General features: G+C 70.5%; 23 protein-coding genes. 13 read left to right on the top strand and 10 right to left on the bottom strand.

Going from position 1 to position 25,101, the window contains the following annotated elements; all coding sequences use genetic code 11:
- Positions 1-15: 15 nt before the first annotated feature.
- The gene (locus LWP59_RS35760; RefSeq protein ID WP_144646297.1) at positions 16-960 is read right to left on the bottom strand and encodes an o-succinylbenzoate synthase; all 945 of its coding nucleotides are present in this window, start codon (positions 958-960) and stop codon (positions 16-18) included.
- Between the two features lie 74 nt (positions 961-1,034).
- Here LWP59_RS35760 and LWP59_RS35755 point away from each other — a divergent pair, with 74 nt between their 5' ends.
- The gene (locus tag LWP59_RS35755) at positions 1,035-1,997 is read left to right on the top strand and encodes a zinc-dependent alcohol dehydrogenase (protein ID WP_144646295.1); all 963 of its coding nucleotides are present in this window, start codon (positions 1,035-1,037) and stop codon (positions 1,995-1,997) included.
- Here LWP59_RS35755 and LWP59_RS35750 read toward each other — a convergent pair.
- Both LWP59_RS35750 and LWP59_RS35745 read right to left on the bottom strand, forming a co-directional pair.
- A complete protein-coding gene (locus tag LWP59_RS35750; RefSeq protein ID WP_308431751.1) occupies positions 1,994-3,142 on the bottom strand; it encodes a M20 family metallopeptidase in 1,149 nt (382 codons plus the stop codon). The two genes, LWP59_RS35755 and LWP59_RS35750, sit on opposite strands and share 4 nt — an antisense overlap.
- Before the next feature lie 20 nt (positions 3,143-3,162).
- Positions 3,163-3,966, bottom strand: coding sequence for a MurR/RpiR family transcriptional regulator (locus tag LWP59_RS35745; RefSeq protein ID WP_144646293.1), 804 nt, complete (start codon positions 3,964-3,966; stop codon positions 3,163-3,165).
- Positions 3,967-4,286: 320 nt separating this feature from the next.
- Between LWP59_RS35745 and LWP59_RS35740 the strand changes: the two genes are divergently transcribed.
- Positions 4,287-4,859, top strand: coding sequence for a type 1 glutamine amidotransferase domain-containing protein (locus tag LWP59_RS35740; RefSeq protein ID WP_229857872.1), 573 nt, complete (start codon positions 4,287-4,289; stop codon positions 4,857-4,859).
- Between the two features lie 78 nt (positions 4,860-4,937).
- Here the strand turns inward: LWP59_RS35740 and LWP59_RS35735 are convergent, their stop codons facing one another.
- From LWP59_RS35735 to LWP59_RS35725, 3 genes are read right to left on the bottom strand one after another with little or no spacing between them, the layout of a single operon-like run.
- Positions 4,938-5,738 (bottom strand): DUF72 domain-containing protein, encoded by an 801-nt coding sequence (locus tag LWP59_RS35735; RefSeq protein ID WP_144634646.1) that lies wholly within the window; start codon positions 5,736-5,738, stop codon positions 4,938-4,940.
- Between the two features lie 25 nt (positions 5,739-5,763).
- On the bottom strand, positions 5,764-6,522 hold the full coding sequence (locus LWP59_RS35730; RefSeq protein ID WP_144634649.1) for a DUF4253 domain-containing protein: 759 nt from the start codon (positions 6,520-6,522) through the stop codon (positions 5,764-5,766).
- Between the two features lie 39 nt (positions 6,523-6,561).
- The gene (locus tag LWP59_RS35725) at positions 6,562-7,146 is read right to left on the bottom strand and encodes a hypothetical protein (protein WP_144634653.1); all 585 of its coding nucleotides are present in this window, start codon (positions 7,144-7,146) and stop codon (positions 6,562-6,564) included.
- 70 nt (positions 7,147-7,216) lie between these two features.
- Between LWP59_RS35725 and LWP59_RS35720 the strand changes: the two genes are divergently transcribed.
- Entirely contained in the window at positions 7,217-7,939 is a 723-nt protein-coding gene (locus tag LWP59_RS35720; RefSeq protein ID WP_222425448.1) for an arginase family protein, read from the top strand.
- On the opposite strand, the gene LWP59_RS35715 is transcribed toward LWP59_RS35720, so the two are convergent.
- Both LWP59_RS35715 and LWP59_RS35710 read right to left on the bottom strand, forming a co-directional pair.
- On the bottom strand, positions 7,919-9,571 hold the full coding sequence (locus LWP59_RS35715) for a DNA repair helicase XPB (RefSeq protein ID WP_144634656.1): 1,653 nt from the start codon (positions 9,569-9,571) through the stop codon (positions 7,919-7,921). The genes LWP59_RS35720 and LWP59_RS35715 overlap by 21 nt on opposite strands.
- 102 nt (positions 9,572-9,673) lie before the next feature.
- Positions 9,674-10,636 carry an ABC transporter substrate-binding protein gene (locus tag LWP59_RS35710; protein WP_144634659.1) on the bottom strand — a complete coding sequence of 321 codons (963 nt, stop codon included), beginning with the start codon at positions 10,634-10,636 and terminating at the stop codon, positions 9,674-9,676.
- Positions 10,637-10,830: 194 nt separating this feature from the next.
- Between LWP59_RS35710 and LWP59_RS35705 the strand changes: the two genes are divergently transcribed.
- The 4 genes from LWP59_RS35705 (at position 10,831) to LWP59_RS35690 (ending at position 16,399) form a co-directional block, all read left to right on the top strand.
- The gene (locus tag LWP59_RS35705; protein ID WP_144634662.1) at positions 10,831-13,308 is read left to right on the top strand and encodes a sensor histidine kinase; all 2,478 of its coding nucleotides are present in this window, start codon (positions 10,831-10,833) and stop codon (positions 13,306-13,308) included.
- Between the two features lie 494 nt (positions 13,309-13,802).
- Positions 13,803-14,816, top strand: coding sequence for an ABC transporter substrate-binding protein (locus tag LWP59_RS35700; RefSeq protein WP_186383085.1), 1,014 nt, complete (start codon positions 13,803-13,805; stop codon positions 14,814-14,816).
- A gap of 15 nt (positions 14,817-14,831) precedes the next feature.
- Positions 14,832-15,596 carry an ABC transporter permease gene (locus LWP59_RS35695; protein WP_144634667.1) on the top strand — a complete coding sequence of 255 codons (765 nt, stop codon included), beginning with the start codon at positions 14,832-14,834 and terminating at the stop codon, positions 15,594-15,596.
- Positions 15,593-16,399: an ABC transporter permease gene (locus tag LWP59_RS35690; RefSeq protein WP_144634670.1), complete on the top strand. Its 807-nt coding sequence runs from the start codon at positions 15,593-15,595 to the stop codon at positions 16,397-16,399. The genes LWP59_RS35695 and LWP59_RS35690 overlap by 4 nt, the downstream gene beginning before the upstream one ends.
- A gap of 46 nt (positions 16,400-16,445) precedes the next feature.
- Here the strand turns inward: LWP59_RS35690 and mdlC are convergent, their stop codons facing one another.
- Positions 16,446-18,035 (bottom strand): benzoylformate decarboxylase, encoded by a 1,590-nt coding sequence (gene mdlC / locus LWP59_RS35685; RefSeq protein WP_144634673.1) that lies wholly within the window; start codon positions 18,033-18,035, stop codon positions 16,446-16,448.
- Positions 18,035-18,829 (bottom strand): ABC transporter ATP-binding protein, encoded by a 795-nt coding sequence (locus tag LWP59_RS35680; protein ID WP_222425449.1) that lies wholly within the window; start codon positions 18,827-18,829, stop codon positions 18,035-18,037. Before LWP59_RS35680 ends, mdlC begins: the two co-directional genes overlap by 1 nt.
- Positions 18,830-19,093: 264 nt before the next feature.
- Between LWP59_RS35680 and LWP59_RS35675 the strand changes: the two genes are divergently transcribed.
- The 6 genes from LWP59_RS35675 (at position 19,094) to LWP59_RS35650 (ending at position 25,078) form a co-directional block, all read left to right on the top strand.
- Positions 19,094-21,949, top strand: coding sequence for a sensor histidine kinase (locus tag LWP59_RS35675; protein WP_144634676.1), 2,856 nt, complete (start codon positions 19,094-19,096; stop codon positions 21,947-21,949).
- 4 nt (positions 21,950-21,953) lie between these two features.
- Positions 21,954-22,406 (top strand): roadblock/LC7 domain-containing protein, encoded by a 453-nt coding sequence (locus tag LWP59_RS35670; protein WP_144634679.1) that lies wholly within the window; start codon positions 21,954-21,956, stop codon positions 22,404-22,406.
- A gap of 24 nt (positions 22,407-22,430) precedes the next feature.
- Positions 22,431-23,216, top strand: a complete 786-nt coding sequence (locus LWP59_RS35665) for a DUF742 domain-containing protein (protein WP_186383086.1) — start codon at positions 22,431-22,433, stop codon at positions 23,214-23,216.
- The gene (locus tag LWP59_RS35660) at positions 23,197-23,805 is read left to right on the top strand and encodes a GTP-binding protein (RefSeq protein WP_144634716.1); all 609 of its coding nucleotides are present in this window, start codon (positions 23,197-23,199) and stop codon (positions 23,803-23,805) included. The genes LWP59_RS35665 and LWP59_RS35660 overlap by 20 nt, the downstream gene beginning before the upstream one ends.
- Positions 23,806-23,942: 137 nt before the next feature.
- Positions 23,943-24,365, top strand: coding sequence for a roadblock/LC7 domain-containing protein (locus tag LWP59_RS35655; RefSeq protein ID WP_144634719.1), 423 nt, complete (start codon positions 23,943-23,945; stop codon positions 24,363-24,365).
- Between the two features lie 2 nt (positions 24,366-24,367).
- A complete protein-coding gene (locus tag LWP59_RS35650; RefSeq protein WP_186383087.1) occupies positions 24,368-25,078 on the top strand; it encodes a DUF742 domain-containing protein in 711 nt (236 codons plus the stop codon).
- Positions 25,079-25,101 lie beyond the last annotated feature (23 nt).

Here is a 25,101-nt window from a genome sequence, read left to right as displayed (position 1 = left end):
GGTGGCTGGGCCTGCCTAAAGACCCGCCACTGCGCGTACCCGGCCCAACCGCTCCAGCCACCGCTCCCGCACCTCCGGCGGGGCCGTCACCGACGCCAGCAGGTCCGGCTCCGGCGCCGTCCGCAGCACTGGGAGCCATCCGTCCACAGGGGACAGTTCCGCGCTCGTCACATCGCCCGTCAACAACGAGCGAGTACCCAGACCGCAGGCGAAGTCCAGTGACGGCAACGCTCCGGCCAGGGCGAGGCCCGCTGCCAGTCCGACGCTCGTCTCCACCGCCGAGGAAACCACACACGGCAGTCCACAGGCCTCGGCCACCTCCAACGCCCGACGCACACCGCCGAGGGGGGTCACCTTGATCACGGCGACATCCGCCGCCCCCGCGACCGCCACCTTCAGCGGGTCCTCCGCCCGCCGGATGGACTCGTCCGCCGCGATGCGCACGTCGACCTGCCGCCGGACCGCCGCCAGTTCCTCGATCGACGGGCATGGCTGCTCGACGTACTCCAGCCCGCCCGCCGCCCGGTCCAGCTCCCGGATCGACTTTACCGCCGTGTCCACATCCCACGCGGTGTTCGCATCCACGCGGATCGAGCCGCCCGGGCCCAGCGCCGACCGTACCGCCGCCACCCGGTCGCAATCGTCCACAAGGGACGAGCGGGGATCGGCGACCTTCACCTTCGCGGTGCGGCAGCCGGACGCGGCCACCAGTTCGTGTGCCCGTTCCGGCGAGACGACCGGGACCGTCGTGTTCACCTCGATCCGGTCGCGCACCGGCGCGGGCCAGCCGACCTCGCTCGCCTCGACGGCGGCGGCCAGCCACGGCGCGCTCTCGACGTCCGAGTAGTCGGCGAACGGGCAGAACTCCCCCCAGCCCGCCGCCCCGCGCAACAGCACGCCCTCCCGGACGGTGATGCCGCGGAAACGGTTGTGCAGGGGGATGGCGTACACGGAGTCCATGCCTCCCAGTGTCCCAGGCGAGCTAATGGACCTTTTGGTTAATTAGCTCTACGATGGGTCGTGGAGGTGATCGGATGAGGGCGGTCGTGCTGACCGAGCCCGAGGAGCTGCGGCTGGTCGATCTGCCGGAGCCGGACTGCGGCCCACACGAGGTGCTGGTGCGCATGCGGGGGCTCGGGCTCTGCGGGTCGGACCTGGCGGTCTACACGGGGAGCCGGCCGGTCGACGCGCCCTGGCTGATGGGGCACGAGGGCGTCGGGGAGATCGTCGCCGTCGGTGGCGCCGTCGAGGATCGGCAGGTCGGGCAACAGGTGGCCATCGAGCCCAACTACTGCTGCGGACGCTGTCCCGCGTGCTGTGCGGGGTTCACGTCGGCCTGCCCGAACCGGGTGATCGTCGGCATGAACCATCCCGGTCTGCTGGCCGAGTACGTCGCCGTGCCGGCGGCGTTCACCTGGCCCGCCGCGGCGACCGTCGCGATCGAGGACCTCGTGTGCACCGAGGCGCTGACGGTCGCACGCTCCGCCATCCGCCGTTCGGGCGTCGGGCCCGGTGATCGCTGTCTGGTCGTCGGTGCGGGTTCGCAGGGTTTGCTGCTGTGCCTGGCGTTGCAGGAGCTCGGGGCGACAGCGTTCGTCCAGGAACCCCACGAGGGCCGGGTCGAGCTGGCCCGGTCGTTCGGCGCGGCACCGGTGGCAGGCGACGACGGGTTCGACTTCCTCTTCGAGACCTCCGGGGTGCCGCAGGCGCTGCACGACGGCCTCGGCAGGGTGGCGCCCGGCGGCACCGCGCTGCTCGTCGGCATCAGCACCCGCCCACTGGAGCTGACCAGCGCGGACCTGGTGTACCGCCAGATCACCCTGCGGGGCTCGCTGATCTACGACCACCCGGCGGACTTCGACGACACGGTCGCGGTGCTCGACCGTGGGGCGATCACGCCGGGCAAGGTGCTGCAGGCGCGGTTCGACCTCACGGAGGCGGCCGAAGCCTTCGCCTCCGTGAGGTCGGTCGCCGGGAAGTCCTGGATCTCGTTCTAGCCGGCGAGCGCGTCGAGCGTGGCCGCCGCGAGCGCGGTGCGTTCGAGCATGCCCTGGACGCTGATGTGCTCGTGCCGCGCGTGCGCCCCGTCGCCGACCGCGCCGAAGCCGTCGAGGACCGGAACTCCCAGCGCGGCAACGAAATTGCCGTCGCTCGCACCGCCGACCGAGCACTCGCGCAGGTCGACACCCAGCTCGGCGGCGATGGCGCGGGCACGCTCGTACAGCGCGACGGTCGTCGGCGTGCGTTCCATGACCGGACGGTTCCAGGCGCCGGACAGGGTGAGCGTGGCGCGTGAGTCGTGCGGGCGCAGCTCGGCCAGCGCGCGGTCGATCCGGTCGGCCTCCTCCTGGCTCGCCACCCGGACGTCCAGCTGCGCGCTCGCCTTGCCGGCGGCGACGTTCGTCCGCGTGCCGCCTTCGAGCACGCCGACGTTGACCGTCGTGCCCTTCTCCCGGTCGGTCAGTCCGTGCAGGTACAGCACGACGCGGGCGATCTCGTCGATCGCGCTGCACCCCTTGTCCGGGTCCAGGCCCGCGTGCGCTTCGACGCCGGTCGCGTCCACCCGGAAGATGCCGACCCCTTTGCGGCCGGTCTTGATCGCGCCGTCCGCACTCGCCTCGAACACCAGCGCCGCGGCCACGCCCGCCGCCTCGGACTCGATCACCGGGCGCGAGGAGAGGCTGCCGATCTCCTCGTCCCCGTTGAGCAGCAATCGGATCGGCGGCCGCTCGAGCCCGGCCGCGTCCAGTGCCCTGAGCGCCCACACGGCGTGCACCAGACCGGACTTCATGTCGAAGATGCCCGGGCCGGTGCCTCGGTCGCCGTCGATCCGGAACGGTATCTCCGCGAGCGTGCCCAGCGGCCACACCGTGTCGTAGTGGCACAGCAGCAGGATCGGCTTGTCGCCGCGGCCGGGGTAGTCACGCACCTCGATGTCGCCGCGCTCACCGCCGTCGACCCGGTGGATCCGGGCAGGCTCGCCGATGCGCTCGTCGAGCCAGGAGCCCAGCCAGGCCAGTGTGGAGTTCAGGGATTCCTTGTCACTGCTGGGAGATTCGAGCTCCACGTACGTCCGCAGGTCGGCCAGCATGTCGTCGCGGTGTGCGGTTACCCAGTCCAGCAACGCTTTCGGGTCGGTCACTTCAGTTTCTTCCTTTCCGTTCAGTCTTCGAAGGCGTGCAGCGTGCGGCCGAGTCGTTCGCCCGCTTCGAGCCGGCCGGTGCCGCAGTAGCCGACGACGCCGAGCGTGAGCGCGAGCGCGAGGCTGGTGACGGCGGTCATCGACGGCAGCGCGCCGGGTGCCTTGCTCGACACGCGTACGACGAGCTTCGCGAGCCCGGCGAGTGAGGGGCTGCCGTCGTCGGTGACCAGCAGGATCGGTACGTCCCGGGCGGCGAAGAGGCGGCCGAGCTCGGCCGTGCTCCGGCTGTAGCGGCGGAACGTCAGGGCCACGAGTAGGTCTTCGGGATGGATGTCGAGCAGGGCCTCGGGCTCGTGCAGCGCGGCCGAGCCGAGGGAGTGGACGTCGTCGCGGACCCGGCCGAGGGAATAGGCGAGCATCTCGGCCGACGCCTGGGACACGCGCCCGCCCACGACCCACACCTTCCGGGCCTCGGAGATCAGGCGCGCGGCGGCGTCCAGCAGGTCCTCCGGGAGGCGGCGCAGCTCCTCGAGGTTCTTCAGCTCGCGTTCCCAGAGCTGCCCGAAGCGGCCTCCGCCCTGCGTCGGGAGCGTGAGCGACGTACGCAGCTCCTGGCGGACGGCGTCCTGGAAGCGGGGGTAGCCGTCGAAGCCGAGCCGCTGCGCGAAGCGGGTGATGCTCGCGGCGCTGACGGCGAGCTGTTCGGCGATCTCGGCCGCGCGGAGGAACGGGACCTCGTCGCGGTGTTCGAGCAGGTGGTCCGCGATGAGCCGGTCGGTCCTCGACAGGTTCTCCGCGTGTTCGCGGATCAGCTCGGGCAGCACGCCAGCTCCGTAAGATCGATTGCAGTCATGGTGATACTCGCAAGTGAGATTTCAGATGGCAAGAGGGGTGGGGTGTGAGGTGAGAGGGGTGGGCTGTGAGGGGTGCTCGCGGTGAGTGCGGGAGGGAGGGTGTCGTGCTGCGCGCGAGGTGGCTGTGCGTGGTGGGCCACCTCGGCTGCCGTTGCCGGGCCGCCGGTCATGGGGGTGGCGAGCGCGATGGGGTGTGTGCGCTCAAGAACATGCCACGCCATGTTTCGTGCTTACGGAGTAAGGGGTATGTGCTCGAACACAAGCGATCCGACGACGAAAGGAGCGCGATCGTGGCGAACGAACTGGCCGGCAAGCGCATCGCATTCGTGGCGGCGCCCGAAGGCGTCGAACAGGTCGAGCTGACCGAGCCGTGGAAGGCGGTGCAGCAGGCGGGTGGCCAGCCCGAGCTCATCTCTACCAGCAGTGGCAAGATCCAGGCTTTCAACCACCTCGACAAGGCGGACACCTTCCCGGTGGACAAGGTCGTGACCGACGCATCGCCGGACGACTACGACGGACTGGTCCTGCCGGGCGGCGTGGCGAACCCGGACTTCCTGCGCATGGACAACAACGTGGTGCAGTTCGTGGGCGCGTTCTTCAAACAGCAGAAGCCCGTCGCGGCGATCTGCCACGCCCCGTGGACACTGATCGAGGCCGACGTGGTGCGTGGCCGCCGGATGACGTCGTGGCCCAGCCTGCGGACCGACCTGCGTAACGCGGGTGCCGAGTGGGTGGACGAGGAAGTCGTGGTGGACAGCGGTTTCGTGACCAGCCGCAAGCCCGACGACCTGCCTGCCTTCTGCGGCAAGCTGGTCGAGGAGTTCGCCGAGGGCAAGCACCGCGCCCAGTCCAAGAGCGCCTGACCACCGGCCTCCCGGTCGACAGGGCGTCTCGGCGCAGCAGGCTCGGGGTCTGTCCCCGGGCGCCCTGCCACCGGGTGGTCAACCCGCCATCAGCTCCGCCAGCGCGATGGCATCACCCGGCGCTTTCACCTTCGCGTCGTTGTCGAAATAGACGTACGCGTCGCGCCGGCCCGCCTGCCAGGCGCGGATCTTCTTCGCCCATTCACGTAACGCCGGTTCGCTGTACCCACTCGTGTACAGCTCCTCGTCACCGTGCAGACGCACGTACACGAAGTCGGCGGTGACCTCCTCCAGCGTGATCCAGGTGCCGGCCGAATCGGCGACCACCGAGGCGATCCCGTTGTCCCGCAACAAATCGAAGAACTCGGCGGTCTGGAAGCTCGGATGCCGGACCTCCAGCGCGTACCGCAGCGGCCGGTCGGGGCCGGGCTCCGTGTGCGGTGCGCCCTTCAGCTTCTCGTCGTGCTTCTTCGCGAGTTCTGCCGCCGCCTGCGTGCTGCGTGGCAGCGCCGCGAAGAAGCTCGCGAGGCGGTCGGGTTCGAAGGCCAGCCGCGCCGGCAGCTGCCACAGGATCGGTCCGAGCTTGTGACCCAGCGCCAATACGCCCGAGGCGAAGAAGTTCGCCAGCGGGACCTCGACGTCCAGCAGGCGCTTCATGTGCGTGATGTACCGGCCGCCCTTGACGGCGAACACGAAGTCCTCGGGTGTCTGCTCGAACCACGCGCGGTACCGCTCGGGCCGCTGCAGCGAGTAGAACGAGCCGTTGATCTCGGCCGTGTTCATCCGGCGTGAGAGGTACTCCAGCTCACGCCGTTGCACCAGGCCCTTCGGGTAGAAGGCGCCCCGCCACGGCGGGTACCGCCAGCCCGATGTCCCGATCCTCAGCTCGCCGATCGCGTCCTCCTCACTCCCACGAGAACCGCCAGTGCCGCCGGTGCACCAGGCTCGCCGCGTACTCGCGCAGGTTGCCCGGCTGGCCCGAGAAGCTGCGCACCGAGAACGCCCGGTGCTCGGCCGCGACCACGATCGCGCGGCCCTGCAGGCGCGGCGGCGCCGCGACGGACAGCTCCAGCTCGTCGAAGCCCAGCACCATGAGCGTCGCGCCGAACCTGTCCTCCCAGCTGCGCAGCACCGCGGAGACGGCGGCGACCTGGTCGGTCGACTTGATCATGCCCGTCCAGCCGAGCGCGGCCGGCACGTCCGCGGGCCGCTCGACCGCGACCAGGCCCAGCCGGTAGGTGCCGCGGCGGGCCAGGATGGAGCCGGTGTTGCCCGCCTCGGCGAGCGGGTCCACGCGCAGCTGGGACTTCCGCGCCAGGCCCGGGAAGTTCGCGCCGTACGGGCGGAGACAGCCGGTGCCGCCCGGGCAGCAGAACGGGTCCCACCAGCGCGACAGCGTCTCGCTGACATCGATCGCTTCGACCTTGTGCACGGCCGGGGCCAGCCGGCCGCGGTCGTCCACCCAGTCCTCACCCGTCGCCGCGAAGCGCTCGTCGTGCGGGACCAGCACCGGCCACAGCCCGGTGCGGTCGAACGCGCCGATGCAGTCGCGGTAGCGGCCCGGCTCGGCCAGTGGCTCGTCGGACAGCCAGATCGGGCCGTGCCAGCGACCGGCGGGCAGGTCCAGGCCCGGCAGCGTCTCGTATGAAGCGGTGGTGGTCATCGGTACCCCTCGCGATAGTTTGCGCCAACGCGTCGAACACTAGTTCGAGGGTACGACAGTTTCGGTGCACCGCCGCCGGGCGTACCCGAGCAGCGCGAGTACCAGCAGCCAGCCGCCCGTGACGGCGGCGGAAATGGGCAGGAAGAGGAACAGCGGCTGCCGCAGCAGCAACGCCGCGACGCCGGCGAGCAGCCCCAAACCCAAGGTCAGTGGCAGTGCGGAGGGTTTACGCCGGGCCGCGAGCACAGGCAGGCCGCCGAGGGCGACGGCCACGAGCCCGAACAGCGACTGGGCGCTGCCACCGGACAGCCACAGCGCGAACCACACCAGCCCGGGCAGGGCGGCGAGCGCGAAGACCACCCATAAGAGGTGCATGGCCATCCGTTCGACCGTTTCCCGGTCTGCGTGCCGGGCGACGAGGAACGCGCCCGCGGCCAGCACGGCGAGGCCGACGACGACCGCGACCAGCAACGCCGGGATGGCACGCTGCAGGCCGCTCGAATCCAGGAAATGGGCACTCCCGAGCCCGCTGATCACCCCGGCGGCGCACGCGGTGATCAACGCGGTCACGTACCGCGACCGCAGGGCCGACGTCGGGAACCGGTGCCGCAGTTGCTCGGTCACGCTTCGCAGGGTTCCACGCCGGACGTTAAATCATGCGTGGGTTTTCGCCGCCGGTCGTCAGTCTGCGGTCGTGCCTGCCCTGCTCGTGCCGTTCCACCAGGATGAGCGACTGCCCGACGGGGCACTTCCGCTGCCCGGCGACGCGGTGACTCCCGACCTGCCCGACGGCGACCTGTGGCGACGCCTCAACGCGCTGTACGACGACGTCGCGGGCGAGGTGGCGCGCAGGATCGACGCGGGCGAGCGGCCGACGGTGGTGTCCGGCGACTGCCTGATGGCGTTGCCCGTGCTGGCCGGCGCGCAGCGCGCAGGCGCCGACCCGTCGGTCATCTGGTTCGACGCACACGGCGACGCGCACACGCCGGCGAGCTCGACCTCGGGTTACGTCGGTGGCATGGCCCTGCGGTTCGCGCTCGGCGAGGCACCGCGAGCGCTGGGGCTGGACCTGCGGCCACTGCCGGAGGAGCGCGTGACGCTGGTCGACGCGCGCGACCTCGACCCGGCCGAGGCCGAGTACCTGGCCTCGGCCGCGATCCGGCGCACGACGGTCGCCGAGGCCGCGGCACCGGAGGGTCCGGTGGTGCTGCACGTCGACCTGGACGTGATCGACGCGGGCGAGCTGCCGGGACTGCTCTTCCCGGTGTCCGGCGGCCCTTCGCGCGACGAGGTGGTGGCCGCGGTGCGCCGGGTCCTGGACAGCGGGCAGGTCGTGGCGTTCGACGTCGCCTGCCCGTGGCATCCGGGGCAGGACAACGACAATCGTGCCCGGCTGCTAGCCGAGATCACCGGATAGGTAGGCGTCCGCGTCGCGGATCGTGTAGGCGTAGCCCTGTTCGGCGAGGAACCGCTGGCGGTGCGCGGCGTACTCCGCGTCGAGCGTGTCGCGGGCGACGACGGAGTAGAAGTGCGCCTGGCGGCCGTCGCCCTTGGGACGGAGCAGCCGGCCCAGCCGCTGTGCTTCCTCCTGCCGCGAACCGAACGTGCCCGAGACCTGGATCGCGACCGACGCCTCCGGCAGGTCGATGGAGAAGTTCGCGACCTTCGACACCACGAGCCGGTTCAGCTCGCCGTGGCGGAAGGCGTCGAACAGCGCCTCGCGCTCCTTGTTCTTCGTCGAGCCCTGGATAACCGGTGCCGCCAGCTCCACACCCAGCTCCTCAAGCTGGTCGAGGTACGCGCCGATCACCAGCGTCGGCTCACCGGGGTGTTTGTCCAAAATGGACTTGATCACCGCGGTCTTGGTGTGCGCGGTGGAGGCGAGCTTGTACTTCTCCTCGGCCTCGGCCGTCGCGTAGACCAGCCGCTCGTTGTCGGTCAGCGTCACGCGCACCTCGGTGCACTCGGCCGGCGCGATCCAGCCCTGTGCCTCGATGTCGCGCCACGGCACGTCGTACCGCTTCGGCCCGATCAGCGAGAACACGTCGCCCTCGCGCCCGTCCTCGCGCACCAGCGTCGCGGTGAGGCCGAGACGGCGTCGGGACTGGAGGTCCGCCGTCATCCGGAACACCGGCGCGGGCAGCAGGTGCACTTCGTCGTAGACCACCAGGCCCCAGTCGCGCGAGTCGAACAGCTCCAGGTGCCGGTACTCGCCCTTGGTCTTGCGGGTGATCACCTGGTAGGTCGCGATGGTGACCGGCCGGATCTCCTTCTTCTCGCCGGAGTACTCGCCGATCTCCTCCTCGGTCAGCGACGTGCGCGCGATCAGTTCGCGCTTCCACTGCCGGCCCGCGACGGTGTTGGTGACCAGGATCAGCGTCGTCGCCTGGGCCTGCGCCATCGCGGCGGCGCCGACCAGCGTCTTGCCCGCGCCACAGGGCAGGACGACCACGCCCGAGCCGCCGGCCCAGAACGCGTCGGCCGCGCGGCGCTGGTAGTCGCGCAGCTGCCAGTCCTGCTCGTCGAGCGCGATCGGATGCGCTTCGCCGTCGACGTAGCCGGCGAGGTCCTCGGCAGGCCAGCCGACCTTGAGCAGCGCCTGCTTCAGCCTGCCCCGCTCCGACGGGTGCACCAGCACGGTGTCGTCGTCGACCCGGGTGCCCAGCATCGGGCTGATCTTCTTGTTGCGCAGCACCTCTTCCAGCACCGCGCGGTCGGTCGTCGCCATCACCAGGCCGTGCGCCGGGTGGTTGGTGATCTGCAGCCGCCCGAACCGGCCCATCGTGTCGACGATGTCGATCAGCAGCGGCTGCGGGACGGGGAACCGCGAGTAGCTGGTCAGTGCGTGCACGACCTGCTCGGCGTCGTGTCCCGCGGCGCGGGCGTTCCACAGCGCCAGCGGGGTGATGCGGTAGGTGTGCACGTGCTCGGGCGCGCGCTCGAGCTCGGCGAACGGCGCGATCGCGATCCGGGCGTCCTCCGCCTGCCCGTGATCGACCTCGAGCAGCACGGTCTTGTCGGACTGAACGATCAGCGGGCCATCTGTCACGTACTCCTTTATACGGCGTGCCCGAGCCATCTGGTCATCGCCCGCGTCCGGCACCGTCCCCTGACCAGCACACGACGCCGTCGGGGCGGATCACCGGCGCTGTCAGGTGTCGGACTTCGGCAGCAGTGACGGCACGTCGAGCCGGTCGGCGAGCATCCCCGTGTTGTGCATCAGGTCGGCCACCCGCTGCAGGCGGACGCCGTTGAGCGAGGTCGGGTACTGGCCCAGCGCGACCAGTGCCGCGGTGGTCTCGTCGACGCCCGCGATCCTCGGCAGCGCCTGCCGGACCACGGACTGGTCCGCCGCCCGCTGCTGGGCGTCGGCGAGGACCTCGCGGAAGGCGGCGAGGGTGTGCACGTTGGCCTGCGCGAAGAGCCCGGTCGCCGCGTACGCCGAGACCGGGAAGTCCATCGTCGCGCCGCGGGAGGAGTCCGCCAGCACCCGGGCGCCCAGGTTCTGCTGGGCCTTCGTGATGAACGGCTCCGTCATCAGCGCCGCGTCCGCCGAGCCGTCCCGCAGCGCCGCAGGCATCTGGTCGTAGGAACGCGTGACGAACCTGATCTTCGTCGGATCGCCGCCCGCGGTGGCGAACATCGAGCGCGCCGCGAGGGTGCCCAGGTCGTTCTCCTGGTTCACCGCGATCTTCGGCGCCTTCCGGCCCACCAGGTCCGTGTACGTCGAGCCGGGCAGCGTCACCAGGGCCATCGTGTAGGGCGCCGAGGTGTAGGCCTCGCCTTGAAGCTGCAGCGCCGTGCCGTGCGCCGCCGCGGTGAACAAGGCCACGTCAGTGGCGAACGCCACATCGAGTTTCCCGGTCGACAGCCCGTTCAGGCCGGCCCGCGGGTCCGCGTCCTCGACCAGGTCGACGTGCAGCCCGTCGCGGGCGAACGAGCCGTCCGCGACGGCCATCCGCAGCGGGGCGGTATCGATCGGGTTGCCCACGCCCACGCGCAGTTCCGAGCGCTCCAGCGCGGCTCCCCGTGTCGACTGCTCTCCGCCGTCCGAGCCGTTGCAGGCAGTGACCAGACCGAGAGCCACGACCAGGAAGATCGCTACTCCTCGCATTCGACCCCCTGCCGGCGAAGGAAAATCACGGTCGTGGGTAGAGCTTAGGATCCAGGGCCAATACGATCGCCGACGGATCGCACAGAGAGTAGAGAGCAACTTGGTCCGCCCGCGACCCAGCTTCTCTCTAGTAGGTTAGCGGCCTCGGGCCGGTAACGGTGCGTGTTCAAGAAGGCAGCTAACGAAGGAAGTCGATGGCTCGTCCGCGCAAGCGTCCCGCCGGCGGTGACGCACTGGAGCGGCGGCCGGAGATCCGGGTCGGCGGCCGGTGGCGGCTGCGCAACTGGCGGCTGCGCACGAAGCTGATCGTCGTCCTGGTCATCCCGGCCGTGACCGTGCTCGCGCTGGTCGGGTTGCACGTGCAGCAGGACCTGGCGCACGCCGACGAGCTCGCCGAGCTGTCCGCGCACGGCCGCGTGGACGCGGGCGTCAACGATGTCATCCACCAGCTGCAGCGGGAGCGGGACCTCAGCGTCCGGTTCGTGGCCGCGGACCGCAAGGGCGACCTGACCGACCTGCGCGACCAGCGCAACAGGGTCGACGCCGCCGTCGGGGCGATGGGCGAGGAGTTCGACGCCGAGCGCTCGCGGCTGTCCCCGGACGGCGACACCGAGCTGCAGGCGACGATCGCGCGGCTGAACGTGCTCACCGGCCTGCGGTTCGCCACCGAGCACTCGAGCCTGCCCGCCGACGCCACCCTCCGCTCCTACAGCGAGCTGATCTCCGGGATGCTCGACCTGTCCGACCAGACGGTCGCCGACGTGACGGACCCGGACCTGTCCCGGCTGCGGCTGGCCGCGAGCGCGCTGGCGAGGGTCAAGGACCAGATGTCGGTCAAGCGCGCGCTGCTCGCCGAGGCGCTGCAGGAGGGCAGGCTCTCCACCGACGAGATGCGGGCACTGCTCGGCTCCGACGCCGAGCTTTCCGCCGCACGCAGCGACTTCCGCAAGTTCGCCACTCCCGCCGAGCAGCGGATGTACGACGACACCGTGATCGGCCTGATCGTCGACACCGGCAACAACATGGTCGAGTCGGCGATCACCAGGGCCGAGATGGGCCAGAGCCTCTCCGGCCTCGACCCGCAGCAGTGGGACACCTCCGCGACCTACACGATCAACCTGGCCTACCAGGTCCAGCAGGCGGTGCAGGCCGAGACCCAGACGAAGATCGACTCGCTCGCCACGGGCGCCCGCCGCTCCGCCATCGCCAACGCCGGCATCGTGCTCGGCGTGCTGGTGCTGTGCGCGGTGCTCGCGGTGGTCATCGCGCGGTCCCTGCTGCGGCCGCTGCGCGCGCTGCGCCGCACCGCGCTCGACGTCGCCGACCACCGCCTGCCCGAAGCGGTGGAGAACATCCTGGCCGATCCGCATCCCGAAGGCGCCGCGCGCCGCCGCGGGATCGACCCGGTGCCGGTGTTCAGCCGCGAGGAGCTCGGCCAGGTCGCCAGGGCGTTCGACGCGGTGCACGGGCAGGCCGTGCGGCTCGCGGGTGAGCAGGCACTGCTGCGCGAGAACGTCAACGCGATGTTCGTGAACCTCTCGCGCCGCAGCCAGAACCTCGTCGAGCGGCAACTGTCCGTACTGGACCGGATGGAGGCCGACGAGCAGGATCCGGAGACGCTCGGCGGACTGTTCGAACTGGACCACCTCGCCACCCGGATGCGCCGCAACAGCGAGAACCTGCTCGTGCTGTCGGGGCACGACCTCGGCGACACGCGGACGGAACCCGTTCCTGCAGAGGAGATCATCGGCGCCGCACTGTCCGAAGTGGAGCATTACCAGCGCATCGAGCTGACCGCGACGCCCGACCTCGCGATCGTCGGCGAGGCGACCAGCGACCTCGTGCACGTGATCTCGGAGCTGCTCGAGAACGCGACGCTGTACTCCCCGGCGGACACCACCGTCACCGTCGTCAGCGCGGTCGGCGACGACGGCGCCTGGCAGGTGCACATCACCGACTCCGGCGCCGGGATGCCCGAGCCGGAGATCCAGCGCGCGAACGCCCGGCTGGCCACGCCGCCCGACGTCGACGTCGAGGTGTCCCGCCGGATGGGCCTGTTCGTCGTCGCGACCCTGGCCCGGCGGCACGACATCGGCGTGCGGCTCCGCTCGGCCGACGGCGGCGGCCTCGTCGCGACGGTCGTGGTGCCGGCCCGGCTCCTGGTCGAGCAGGCCCGGCGCCCCGAGCCCGGGCCGGTCGCCCAGCCCGTGCCCGAACCGGCGCCAGTGCCCGTGCCGGAGGCGCCACTCGCGTTGCCGCCGGAGGTGGCGCGACGGGCGCCGGTAGAGGACGAGCAGGGGCCGGACTGGCCGTCCCGGGACAACGACGAGCAGGAGCGCTACTACCTCGAGGACGACGCGCCGACCGAGCGGCTGCCCGCGTACCAGGCCGTGTTGTCGCAGTGGTTCCACACCGGCGAGCACCGGCCGGTGCACCAGTCCGAGGCGCCCGCGCACGACCCAGAGTGGCCCGCGGACGAGCAGCCCGGCGGTTCGATCGCGGAACGGCTCAACGGGGTCCGGCACGCCCAGCCGGACCCGGTCGACCCGCCGACGCTGCGGCTGGACCCGGAGGCCGTGCGCGGCCGGATGGCGCGGCTGCAGGACGGCTTCAACCGCGCCCGCGAGGCGAGAGCCGGCGCCCGCGATGACGCGGGCTTCCGCGGCAGATAGCCACGCCGTTGCCGACTGCAATTGGCGCCGGCATTCCCGGAGTGTGAGCCGGCCAACTCCGTAGCCCGAACGCCGTACCCTTTTCGAGCCATTCGCCGAATTCGACGCGAAAGTACCCCCCATTCGGGGGAGTAGTTTTGCGACCGGCCTGCCGGCCGCTTGTTGTCCTAATGCCAGCACTGTGGTCTGGACCTCTGTCTCACATCGTGGCCGCTCGGCGGTCGCCGAAGTGGCGTTCGCGCCGCTGAATGCGACGGGAGCACGATTTTTTTCACTTCTCGCAACCTACTCACGCGTCGGTTGTGACGGATATCGGATCATGATCAAACAGCACTGTTGCGCTAACCCTTATTGCGATAGGTTGCGCCCGGGCTCGATCTCCGTCGGGTAATCACCCATTCGTCGTCCGGGTGGTTGCTTCTCGAATCACGGGGGGTAGTCAAAATTCTGGTTATCGACACGCCGCGTCAGGAGCGCCGTTAATGTCTATAGATGTGAGTAACGCCACTCGCCGCCGTTTCCTCCGGCTCGCTCTGGGCGCCACCGTCGCCGCGCCGCTGGCCGCGTCGGCGGGCTGCAGTGCACTGAACGGCTCGAGCTCCAGCGACTCCACGTCCGGCACCAACAACGCCGGGCTGGAGAAGACCAAGCTGACCGTGGGCATCTTGACCGGCCAGCAGGGCGTGTCCACCAAGCTGGCCGAGAAGTACGGCTACTTCAGCCAGCAGGGGCTGGAGGTCACCAGCAAGATGTTCGCCTCCGGGCCCGCCGCGTTCCCGGCGCTGCTCAACGGCGAGCTGGACTTCGCGGTCACCAACTACGTCTCCTTCTTCCAGGCCATCGCCCAGAAGACGCTGCAGGCGAAGGTCGTGGTCGACGTCGACCAGCTGGGTGAGAACAGCCTCGTCGTGATCGCGAAGCCGAACTCGGGCATCCAGGAGCCGAAGGACCTCGTCGGCAAGAAGGTGTCCATCCACCAGGCGGGCTCGATCGCCGAGGTCCTGCTGCGGGCGACGTTGAAGGACCACGACGTCGACCCGAACCGGGTCGAGCTCCAGACCGTGAAGTTCCCCGACATCCCGGCGGCACTGGCCAGCGGTCAGCTCGACGCGGGCGTCGAGCTGGAGCCCTACATCACCCAGGCCGAGCGCACCCAGGGCGCGCAGCCGGTGCTCAAGATCGTCACCGGCTCCACGGCGAACATCACCTCGGCCGGGTTCGTCGCGCTCGACTCCTTCATCCAGAAGAACCCGAAGACGGTCGCCGCGTTCCAGAAGGCCATGGTGCCCGCCCAGACCGCGGCCGCCGACAGGTCGAAGTTGCTGGAGGTGCTGCCCGACCTCACCGGCGTCGACAAGGACACCGCCTCCCTGCTCAACATCGACGTCTTCCCGACCTCGGTGAGCGCGGCGCAGCTGCAGCGCGTCGTGACGCTGATGCAGAACTACGGTGGCCTGAGCGCCCAGCTGGACGCCAGCCAGTACATGGTGGCGACGCCGCAGGTCTGAGCAGGAAGGACGAACGTGCGGACCGCGTTTCGCAGGCTGATCGGCCTGGTCTGCTTCCTCGTGCTGTGGGAGGTGATCGTCCGGCTCGGCGTACTGCCCGCCGCCGTCGTCCCCCCGCCGTCGACCGTGCTGGTCAGATTCGCCGGGCTGTTCTCCGACGCCCGTTTCGTGCCCGACGCGGTCTCCACCGTGCTGTCGTGGTTCATCGCGCTGGCGCTCGCGGTGACCGTCGCCGTTCCGCTCGGGGTGCTGCTCGGCAGCATCCGCTGGTTGCGGCTGAGCCTCAGCCCGATCGTGGAGTTCCTGCGCCCGCTGCCCGCGGTCGCCCTGATCCCGCTGGTGATCCTGCTGCTCGGCAGCGGCGCGCAGACCAAGATCGCGCTCGCCGCGTTCGCGTCGGTCTGGCCCGTGCTGTTCAACACGATCTACGCGATGGGGGAGATCGACCGGCAGCTGCTGGAGACCGTCAGGGCGCTGCGGACCCCGCCGTTGCGGCGGCTGTTCACCGTGCTGCTGCCGAGCATCGCACCCTTCACGCTGACCGGCGTGCGGCTTTCGGCGTCGATCTCGCTGGTCGTGCTGGTCAGCACCGAGTACCTCAGCGGCGGCACGATCGGCGTCGGCCAGTTCGTCTACCTCTGGGGCACCTCGGCCGGGCGGATGGACATGGTGCTGGCGGGCGTGGTCTTCATCGGGCTGGTGGGCTACCTGGTCAACCAGGCGCTGCTGAGCGCGCAGCGGCGCTGGATCGGCTGGGCCGCGACGGGGGGTGCGGTGTGAACGGCGGCAGGCGATGGCTCGACTTCGCCCGGCGCTGGGTGGTCTTCGTGGTGTTCGTCGGGGTGTGGCAGCTGGTCGCGTACTCGGCCGCCAACCCCTACTTCCCGCCGCCGTCGGGCATCCTGTCCGCGGCCGGGCACACCTGGTTCTCCGGACCGGCCAGTCATCTCTACCTCTCCGGCGCGTTCACCGACGACATCCTGCCCAGCCTCGGCAGGCTGCTCGCCGGCTTCGCGATCGCCGCGGTGGCCGGCATCCCGGCCGGGCTCGCGCTCGGCCGGTCGGCCAGGGCGACCGACTACGTATCGCCGATGTTCTTCTTCGCCCGCGCGGTACCGGCGACGCTGCTGGTCCCGGTGTTCCTGGTGGCGTTCGGCATCGGGCCGCGGATGGAGATCGTGACCGTGCTGTGGGGCGCCATCTGGCCGATCCTGCTGAACACCATCGACGGCGCGCGAGCGGTGGACGAGGTGAAGACCGAGACCGCGCGGGCGTTCCGGATCTCCCGCAGCGGCTGGATCTTCGGCGTGGTGCTGCCGACCGCGCTGCCCAAGGTGTTCGCGGGCCTGCGCCTGGCGCTGTCGCTCGCGATCATCCTGATGGTCGTCTCGGAGCTGATGGGCGGCAGCACCAACGGGATCGGCTACCAGCTGATCAACGCGCAGGGCAACTTCCAGCTGCCGCAGATGTGGGCGTGGATCGTGCTGGTGAGCCTGCTCGGGTACGTGGCGAACCTGGTGCTCTCGGCCGTCGAACGCCGGGCGCTCGGCTGGCACCCGGGCTTCCAGGCGGAAGAGGTCTGAGCAGGCGGGCCGGTGGTCGCGCGGACCACCGGCCGCTCCTCTTTCTTCAGTGCGCGCCGGAACGGATGCGTACGTGCACCAGCGTCGGGTTGGCCGCGGCCAGCGCGCCTGTCACCGCGGGCTTCAGCTCGTCGGGACGCTCGACGAGCATCGCGTCGCAGCCCATGCTGCGCGCGAGGCCGCAGAAGTCCAGACCGCCGAGGTCCGAGCCGGGCACCTTGCTGTTGATCGAGGTCTCCGCGTGCGCGCGCACCGCGCCGTACTCGCGGTTGTCGAGGATGACGAACACCGCGGGCACGTGCTCCTGCGCGGCGGTCCACAGTGCCTGGATGCCGTACATGCTCGAGCCGTCGCCGAGCACCGCCACGACGGGACGGCCCGGCTGCGCCATCGCCGCGCCCACCGCGGCGGGCAGGCCGTAGCCGAGCACGCCGCTGGCCATGGTGAGGAACCCGCCGCCCTCGGCGTTGATCGGCAGGTGCTCCTGGATGTCGCCGCGCAGGCTGGGCGCCTCCTCGACCAGGAGCGTGTCCTCGGGCAGCAGCGCGGACAACGCGGCGTAGACGTACGCGGCGGTCATCAGCTCGCCCTCGGCCGGTTCGGCGGGCCGCTCGCGCCGCCGACGGCCCACGGGCGCCTGCCGGGTCTGCGGGGTCTGGACCATCTCCGACAGCGCCCGGATGGCCGCCCTCGGCGTCGACATGACCGTCGTCGCCTGCGGCGCCCTGGCGAGCACCTGCGGGTCGTCGTTGACCAGGTACAGCGGCGCCTGCTCGGGCAGCTCGCCCTCGGTGGGCACGTGGTAGGTGAACGCGGGCGCCCCGATCACCACGACGAGGTCGTACCCCGCCAGCGCCTCGTACACCTTGCGCTTGCTGGGCTTGAGGAAACCCGCGAACTGCGGGTGGTTCTCCGGGAACGGGCTGCGCGCGGCGAACGGCGCCGTCCACACCGCGGCCCTGGTCCGCTCGGCGAGCCGGACCGCGTCGGGCACGGCGTTGTCGGCGTCCACGGCCGCACCGAACACGATCGCCGGACGGGCGCTGGCGTTCAGCGCCGCCGCGAGCTCCGCGATGGCCTCCGGGTCCGGGGCGAAGCCACGCACGCGGGGCTTGGCGGGCAGCGGCGTGGCGGGCCGCAGCCAGTCGTCGGCCGGGATGGACAGGTAAGCCGGGCCGAACGGCGGCTGCGTGGCGACCTGGTAGGCACGGGCGAACGCGGCCGGAACATCGGCGGCCTGCGCGGGCTCGAGGCTCCACTTCACCCAGGGCTTGGGGAACTGGGCCGCGTCGATGGCCGAGAGGAACGGGTCGTAGGGCAGCATCGAGCGTTCCTGCTGGCCCGCGATCACGATCAGCGGCGCGCGGTTCTGGTACGCGGTGACCATGCTGCCCAGCGCGTGGCCGAGGCCGCCCGCGGAGTGCAGGCTCACCACGGCAGGCCGCTCGGTGAACTGCGCGTAGGCGTCGGCCATCGCCAGCACCGAGGTCTCGTGCAGGCCCAGCACGTACCGGAAGTCGTCGGGCCAGTCGGCGAGGAAGGGCACCTCGGTGGTGCCGGGGTTGCCGAAGACCGTGGTGATCTTCCAGTCCCGCATCAGGTCGCGGACGACGTCGCGGACTGTCGTGGGAGCCATTACGCGTTCCTCTCCGGGCTGTGCGCGAGTTCGCGGTTCTGCAGCAGCCGCGCGACCTCACCGCGCAGCTTCACGAACTCGCCCGATTCGCGGGTGGTGATCTGGTCCCGCTCCGAGGGCAGGTCGACGGTCAGGTCCGCGACGATCGAGGCGGGTGACTTCGACAGTACGAGCACCCGGTCGCCGAGGTAGACGCTTTCGTCGATGTCGTGGGTCACCAGCAGCACGGTGCTGCCGTGCTCACGCTGCACGCGGCGCAGCAGGTCCTCCAGCTCGAACCGGGTCTGCGCGTCCACCGAGGCGAACGGCTCGTCCATCAGCAGCAGTGCGGGGCGGCTCGCGAGGGCGCGCGCGATCGAGACGCGCTGCTGCATCCCGCCGGAGAGCTGCCACGGGTACTTTCGCCGGGCACCGGACAAACCGACCCATTCCAGCGCCTCGTCGGTCCGGCTGCGCCGCTCCGCCCGGCTCATTCGCGTCGACTTCAGGGGAAATTCGACGTTTCCGGCAACGCTGAGCCAGGGAAAGAGGGAACGGCTGTAGTCCTGGAAGACCACCGCGAGGTCCGCGGGCACACCGGTCACCTCGTCGCCGTGCAGCCGGACCGTCCCCTCGGTCGCCCTGATCAGGCCCGCGATGCACCGCAGCAGCGTCGACTTCCCGCACCCCGACGGGCCCACGATGCACACGAGCCGGCCGGCGTCGACGCTGAACGACAGGTCGGTCACCGCGAGCTGCGACTCCCGGCCCGCATAGCGGTGACTCAGTCCGGCCACCTCGAGCATCGTCGGCACTTGACTGTCTCCTCGCGTTCGAAGGGTGCCAGACCGCCACGGTGAGGTAGATCACCCGATCCGGGTGTTTGGTACCTGGTTATATACACAGAGTGTTTTAACCCGGTTGGAGCAAGGGAAGTTGTATCAGGTCACAGCCCTGTCAAGAGATCCCCTTGCCTACCTTTGCTCAAGAAGGGTTACATCTTCACCGGCTTCCCGCTACCCTCTGCACCTGCACTAGAGCTATGGACCCATGCTGGCGGGATTGACGGTGGTACAGCGGTGCCGAGTGAAGACACCCCGGACGTAGCGGGGCCTCCTGCGCAGCGGACTGCGCGGCAGAACGGGTCGCGACTGAGCCTTCGGAACTGGAAGCTGCGCTCGAAGCTGGCGCTGGTACTGGCCATTCCGACCGTGACCGCGCTCGCGCTGGGCGGTCTGCGTGCCCACGACGAACTGCAGCAGGCCGATCGACTGGACCAGACCACCGCACAGGTGGATCTGGCCGGAAAGCTGACCGAGGTCGTGCACCAGCTGCAGTCCGAGCGGATGCTGGCGGTCGCGAAGATCATCACGCCGGGCGACGTCGACCTGCAGACCGCTTTGAACGCCCAGATCCGACAGGTCGACTCGACCGTGTCCGATCTGCGGGACGACGCGGCGAAGGTCGAGATCGGCGACCCGTCCAGCCGGCAGCGCTACGACCAGGGCCTGCAGCGCCTGGACACGCTGCCCGCGCTGCGGACGACGGTCAACACCCCGCCCTACTCCGAACAGGCCGCGTTCGTCACCTACACCTCGATCCTCGACTCGCTCGTGCAGCTGGGCCGCGAGGTCACCGCGACGGTGAACGACCGCGACCTGCTCCGGCTCAGCACCACGGTGCAGGCGATCAGCGAGGCGAAGGAGTTCACCGCCCAGCAGGACGCCGCGCTCGAGATCGCCGTGATGCGCAACGGGTTCAACAACATCCTGCTCGACCAGACCCGTGCCGCGCAGGCCAGCTCGTCCGCCTCGCTGGACCTGTTCCGCTCGGACGCGACCCCGCAACAGCTGCAGCTGTTCAACAACACAGTCAGCGGCGCGGACGTGGACGGCCGGGAGCAGCTGGCCGCGGTCGCCCTGACCCGGGCCTCGGCAGGCGCACCGCCGGGTATCGACCGGAACCTGCTCGCGACCGACAGCGCCGCGACGCTGAACAAGATGCGCACGCTGGAAAGCGACCTGCTGGGCGACCTGCGGGCCGAATCGGCGTCACTGGCCGGCGACGCGAACACCGCGGCCTGGCGCGACATCGGCATCGTGCTCGCCGCACTGGCCGCCGCGCTGCTGCTGACGTTCCTCATCGCGCGGGTCATGCTCAAACCGCTGCGCGTGCTGCGCTCCAGCGCGCTGGAGATCGCCTACACCCGGCTGCCGCAGTCGGTCGCGAAGATCCTCGACGACCCGGAGCCCATGGTGGCGGCGGCCAAGGCGGTCGAACCGGTGCCGATCACCACCCGCGAGGAGATCGGCGAGGTCGCGCGCTCGTTCGACGAGGTGCACGAGCAGGCCGTGAAGATGGCCGCGGAGCAGGCGCTGCTGCGCGAGAACGTCAACGGCATCTTCGTGAACCTCTCGCGGCGGTCGCAGCGGCTGGTGGAACGCCAGCTCGGCGTGATCGACCGGCTCGAGGCCGACGAGCAGGACCCCGACCACCTCGCGAGCCTGTTCGAGCTCGACCACCTCGCGACCCGGCTGCGCCGCAACGGTGAAAGCCTCCTGGTGCTCTCCGGCGCCGGTCTGGCGAAGTCCGTGCCCAAGCCGGTCTCGGCGGCCGACGTCATCGGCGCCGCGGTGTCGGAGATCGAGCAGTACGCGCGCGTCGAGGTCGGCGTGATCCCCGAGGTCGCCGTGCGCGGGCTGACCGTGCACGACCTCGTGCACCTGCTCGCCGAGCTGCTCGACAACGCCACCTACTTCTCCGAGCCGGAGACGAAGGTGAGTGTGCGGGCGGTGGTGACCCGGCGCAAGGCGCTGGCCATCCAGATCACCGACCGCGGCGTCGGCATGTCCGACGAGCAGCTCGCCGAGGCCAACCAGCGGCTGGCCGACCCACCGGACCTCGACGTGTCGGTGACCCGCCGGATGGGCCTGTACGTGGTGGCACGGCTGGCCCAGCGACACGGCGTCGAGGTGCGGGTCCGCGAGAACGAGGACATCGAAGGCGGCGTGATCGCCCGCGTGGTGGTGCCGGCCGAGCTGCTCGGCCCGATCGTCGCGGAAGCGCCGATGCCGCCGTCGCAGCTGGAGACCTCGCTGCCCGACATCCCGTCCGTGCCCGCCCAGCGGCCGCGCCCGGCGTCGGTCGCCGCTGAGCAGAACGCGGCCGGGCTGACCCCGCTCGCCCAGCCGATCAGCCTGGACGACCTGGTCGCGGGCAGTTCGAGCGCGGCGTTCATGAGCCGGGGCAGCAACGCGACGCCCCCGCCGGCGAACAACGGCAACGGCGCCACCCGGTTCGCGCCGCTGGAGCTGCCGAAGCGGGAACCGCAGTACGTGCCCGTCACCAAGCCCGAGCCCGAGACCCTGGAGCCGCCCGCCCCGCAGAACGGGGTGCTCGACGACGACGTGCCGACCAAGCGGCTGCCGATCTACCAGTCGGTGGTGTCCCGGTGGTTCACCCATGAAGGCGAAGAGGAGCAGGACACCCGTGGGGAGGAGGCGTCCCAGCACTCGATGACGGGGAATCTCGAGGAACCGGCCGCGCAGGAGCCGGCAGAGCTTGAGGCCACGCCGATGCTCGACGACGTGTGGCGCAGCGCGGCCGACGAGGGCTGGCAGAAGGCGCAGTCGTTGCTCGAGCCCAAGGGCGAAGAGGTGACCACGGCGGGGCTGCCCAAGCGGGTGCCCAACGCCTACCTGGTGCCCGGCTCGGTCACGGAGGGCGAATCGAAGGGCACGTCCTTCACCGACACCACGTCGGGTACGCCAGGGCAGAGCGCGATCAGCAGGTCGGCCACCGCGGCGCGAGACCGTATGGTGAGCTTCCAACAGGGCTACCGGTCCGGCCGGCACGCGTTGCGGGAGCGGTCCGGAGAGAGCGTTTCGGTATCCGGCGGGGATCTGACCTCGCCCGAATACGGCAGTGAGGAGTGACGACGTGACACGCGCGGGATCGCTGCAGCCCGGAGGCGCCAAGCCTCAGGGTGTGCAAAACGGGTTCGCCTGGCTGATCACGGACTTCGTGCACCGGGTGCCCGGCGCCGCGCACGCTGTCGTGGTGTCCGCGGACGGGCTCATGCTGGCCGCTTCACGCGGCCTGCCCAAGGACAGGGCCGACCAGCTGGCGGCGGTGGCCTCCGGGCTGACCAGCCTCGCCCGCGGCGCGGCGAAGGTCTTCGAAGGCGGCCCGGTCGCGCAGACCGTGGTCGAGATGGCGAACGGCTTCCTGTTCCTGATGTCGGTGTCGGACGGTTCGTGCCTCGCGGTGCTGGGCTCCCCGGACAGCGACATCGGGCTCGTGGTGTATGAAATGACCCTCCTGGTCGACCGGGTCGGACAGCAGTTGACGCCCGAGATGCGGGCTCAGCTGCAGGGGGCCGTGCGCGGGTGACGCGCGGGGCACGGAGGGACTGCAGTGGACGCGGGTCGGGCTACGGACTTGGACGGGGACCGGATGGGCAGGAACGCCTCGGATTCCGGCTCGGATCCTGAGGAACCGGAGAACGCGCTGGCCGACGACGACTGGACGAAGTTCCGGGCGCGCGTCGACCGGGAATGGCGCCAACGGCGTGCGAGCGGCGCCGGCGAAGCGGACGACATGGGTGGCCCGCCGTCCTACCCGGGCTACGGCGGAAGCGAATACCGGGTGAGCGACTTCGGCGACCGACTGCTGTCGGGGCCGGGCTCGGAGCTGTTCGGTGGCCGCAGCGACAGCCCCCCGAGCGGCGAGTTCAGCGGGTACCGGCCGATCGCGCCGGGCCCGGGCCCGGTCAGCCACCCCGGGTACAGCGGGCATCCCAGCCTGCCGTCGATGCCGCCGGTCCCGGCCGCTCCTGTGGCCCCGCCGCCCACCGCGGCCGAGACGTCCGGCCTGGTCCGGCCGTACTTCCGCACCGGCGGACGGACGAGACCGACGTACGACCTCGCCATCGAGGCCCTCATCTCCACCAGCGAGCGCGGGCGCGAGCTCGGCCGGGTCAAGGTGCCCGAGCACCGGTCCATCTGCGGGCTGTGCCTGGACACTCGCTCGGTGGCCGAGGTGGCCGCCTATCTACGATTGCCACTCGGCGTCGTGCGGGTGCTGATCGGGGACGTGGCCGGGCTCGGTCTCGTCCTGGTGCACACCGCCACCGCCGCCGTCGGTGACCGTCCCAGTATCGAATTCATGGAGAGGGTGCTCAGTGGGCTTCGGAGAATTTGACTCCGACGCGAACACGTCGGCGGCCAACGGGCCGACGCAGTCGGCCAAGATCGTGGTCGCCGGTGGCTTCGGCGCGGGCAAGACCACACTGGTCGGTGCGGTGTCCGAGATCGACCCGCTCACCACGGAAGCGCAGATGACGGAGGCGAGCCTGTCCGTCGACGACGTCTCCGCGACACCGGACAAGGTCACCACGACCGTCGCGATGGACTTCGGCCGGCTCTCGCTGGACTCCGACCTGGTCCTCTACGTCTTCGGTACGCCGGGCCAGCACCGGTTCTGGTTCATGTGGGACGACCTCGCGCTCGGTGCCATCGGCGCCGTCGTGCTGGTGGACACGCGGCGGCTGGCCGACGCGTTTCCCTCGATCGACTTCTTCGAGAACCGCAACCTGCCCTACATCGTGGCGATCAACTGCTTCGACCGGTTGCTGCACCACCAGATCGAGGACGTCCGGCACGCGCTCACGATCGGCGACCACGTGCCGATCATCGCCTGTGACGCGCGGGAGCGCGAGTCCGCCAAACAGGTTCTGATCTCGGTCGTCGAGCACGCCATCGCGAGGGACAGCGCCCTGCAACCCGGCTGAGTGTTTGGGTGCTCACGTTCCGGGTACGGCCGTTGGGGTGAAGATGGGAACCACCCGCCCTCGCGGGTCGACAAGGCCGCTGTGGGGAATACCCTGACAAGGAATAATCGCGACGAGCGGACGGCGAGGAGGTTGGAGTGAGCGCCCCGGCCTATCACGCGGGCAGCTTCGGCTGGCTGATCACGGATTTCGTGCGCAGAGTGCCCGGCGCCGCACACGCCGTCGTCGTCTCCGCCGACGGGTTGCTGCTCGCCGGCTCCGACGGCCTGCCGAAGGACCGCGCCGACCAGCTTTCCGCCGTCGCGTCCGGGCTCGTCAGTCTCACCTTCGGCGCCGCGCGGTGCTTCGAGGCGGGCTCGGTCAACCAGACCGTCGTCGAGATGGAGCGCGGGTACCTGTTCCTGATGTCCATCAGCGACGGGTCCAGCCTGGCCGTGCTGGCCGCACCGAACTGCGACATCGGCACGGTGGCCTACGAGATGACCCTTCTCGTGGACCGCGTCGGGCAGCAGATGACGCCTGAGCTGCGGATGCAGCTCCAGGGTGGTGTGCGCGGATAGCGATGAGAGGCATCCCGATCCGTCCCGAGAACCCCGCCCCTGATGCCTGGGAAGCACTGCATCAGGGCGCCGACCGCGAACAGCTCGACTCGCCGGCCCGGTTCACGCTCGACCGTTCGGCCGTGCTGATGCGCGTCCGCTCGCTGCACGGCGTGCAGCGCATGCGCCCGGCCTCGTCGCAGCGCGAGTGGCCCGCCGAGCCCGGCCCGTTGCAGCCGAGCGGCCGCCACGGCTGTCCGCAGCCTGCCGGCTACCACGCGCCGCCGGTGTATCCCGAGGCTCCCACCGCGTACTCCGAGGTGCCCGAAGCGGCGTACCCGACGGGCCGGCACGCACTGCCGCCCGCCCCGGCCGCGAACCAGGTCGCGATCCGCCAGCGCACCATGATGCGGCCGTACGCGCACACCCGCGGCCGCACCAGGCCCGACTACGAGCTGGCCCTGGAGACACTGGTCTCCACCACCGAGCGCGGCCGCCGCTACCTGGGCGCGACGTCGGTGCAGCACCGCCGCATCTGCGACGTGTGCGTGGACGCCCGCTCGATCGCGGAGATCGCGGCGTTCCTGCACCTGCCGCTGAACGTGGTGAAGGTGCTGGTGAGCGACATGGACAACCTGGAGCTGGTGGTCCTGCACCAGCCGGGCCTGTCCTTCGGCGACCGCTCCTCGCGCGAGTTCATGGCCCGTGTCCTGGAGGGTCTGCGGTCGCTCTAGGCGCGACCCCGGCTCCGACCGGG

This window comes from Amycolatopsis acidiphila (genome assembly GCF_021391495.1).
Lineage (GTDB): Bacteria > Actinomycetota > Actinomycetes > Mycobacteriales > Pseudonocardiaceae > Amycolatopsis_E > Amycolatopsis_E acidiphila.
The sequence above is the reverse complement of the archived record's forward strand: the minus strand, read 5'-3'. Positions and strand labels throughout refer to the sequence as shown.

Bases quoted from the DNA above. Each gene is read 5' to 3' on its own strand.
- mdlC (WP_144634673.1), bottom strand. From the start codon at position 18,035: ATGGCTCCCACGACAGTCCGCGACGTCGTCCGCGACCTGATGCGGGAC.
- LWP59_RS35650 (WP_186383087.1), top strand. From the start codon at position 24,368: ATGAGAGGCATCCCGATCCGTCCCGAGAACCCCGCCCCTGATGCCTGG.
- LWP59_RS35705 (WP_144634662.1), top strand. From the start codon at position 10,831: ATGGCTCGTCCGCGCAAGCGTCCCGCCGGCGGTGACGCACTGGAGCGG.
- LWP59_RS35760 (WP_144646297.1), bottom strand. From the start codon at position 960: ATGGACTCCGTGTACGCCATCCCCCTGCACAACCGTTTCCGCGGCATC.
- LWP59_RS35710 (WP_144634659.1), bottom strand. From the start codon at position 10,636: ATGCGAGGAGTAGCGATCTTCCTGGTCGTGGCTCTCGGTCTGGTCACT.
- LWP59_RS35755 (WP_144646295.1), top strand. From the start codon at position 1,035: ATGAGGGCGGTCGTGCTGACCGAGCCCGAGGAGCTGCGGCTGGTCGAT.
- LWP59_RS35730 (WP_144634649.1), bottom strand. From the start codon at position 6,522: ATGACCACCACCGCTTCATACGAGACGCTGCCGGGCCTGGACCTGCCC.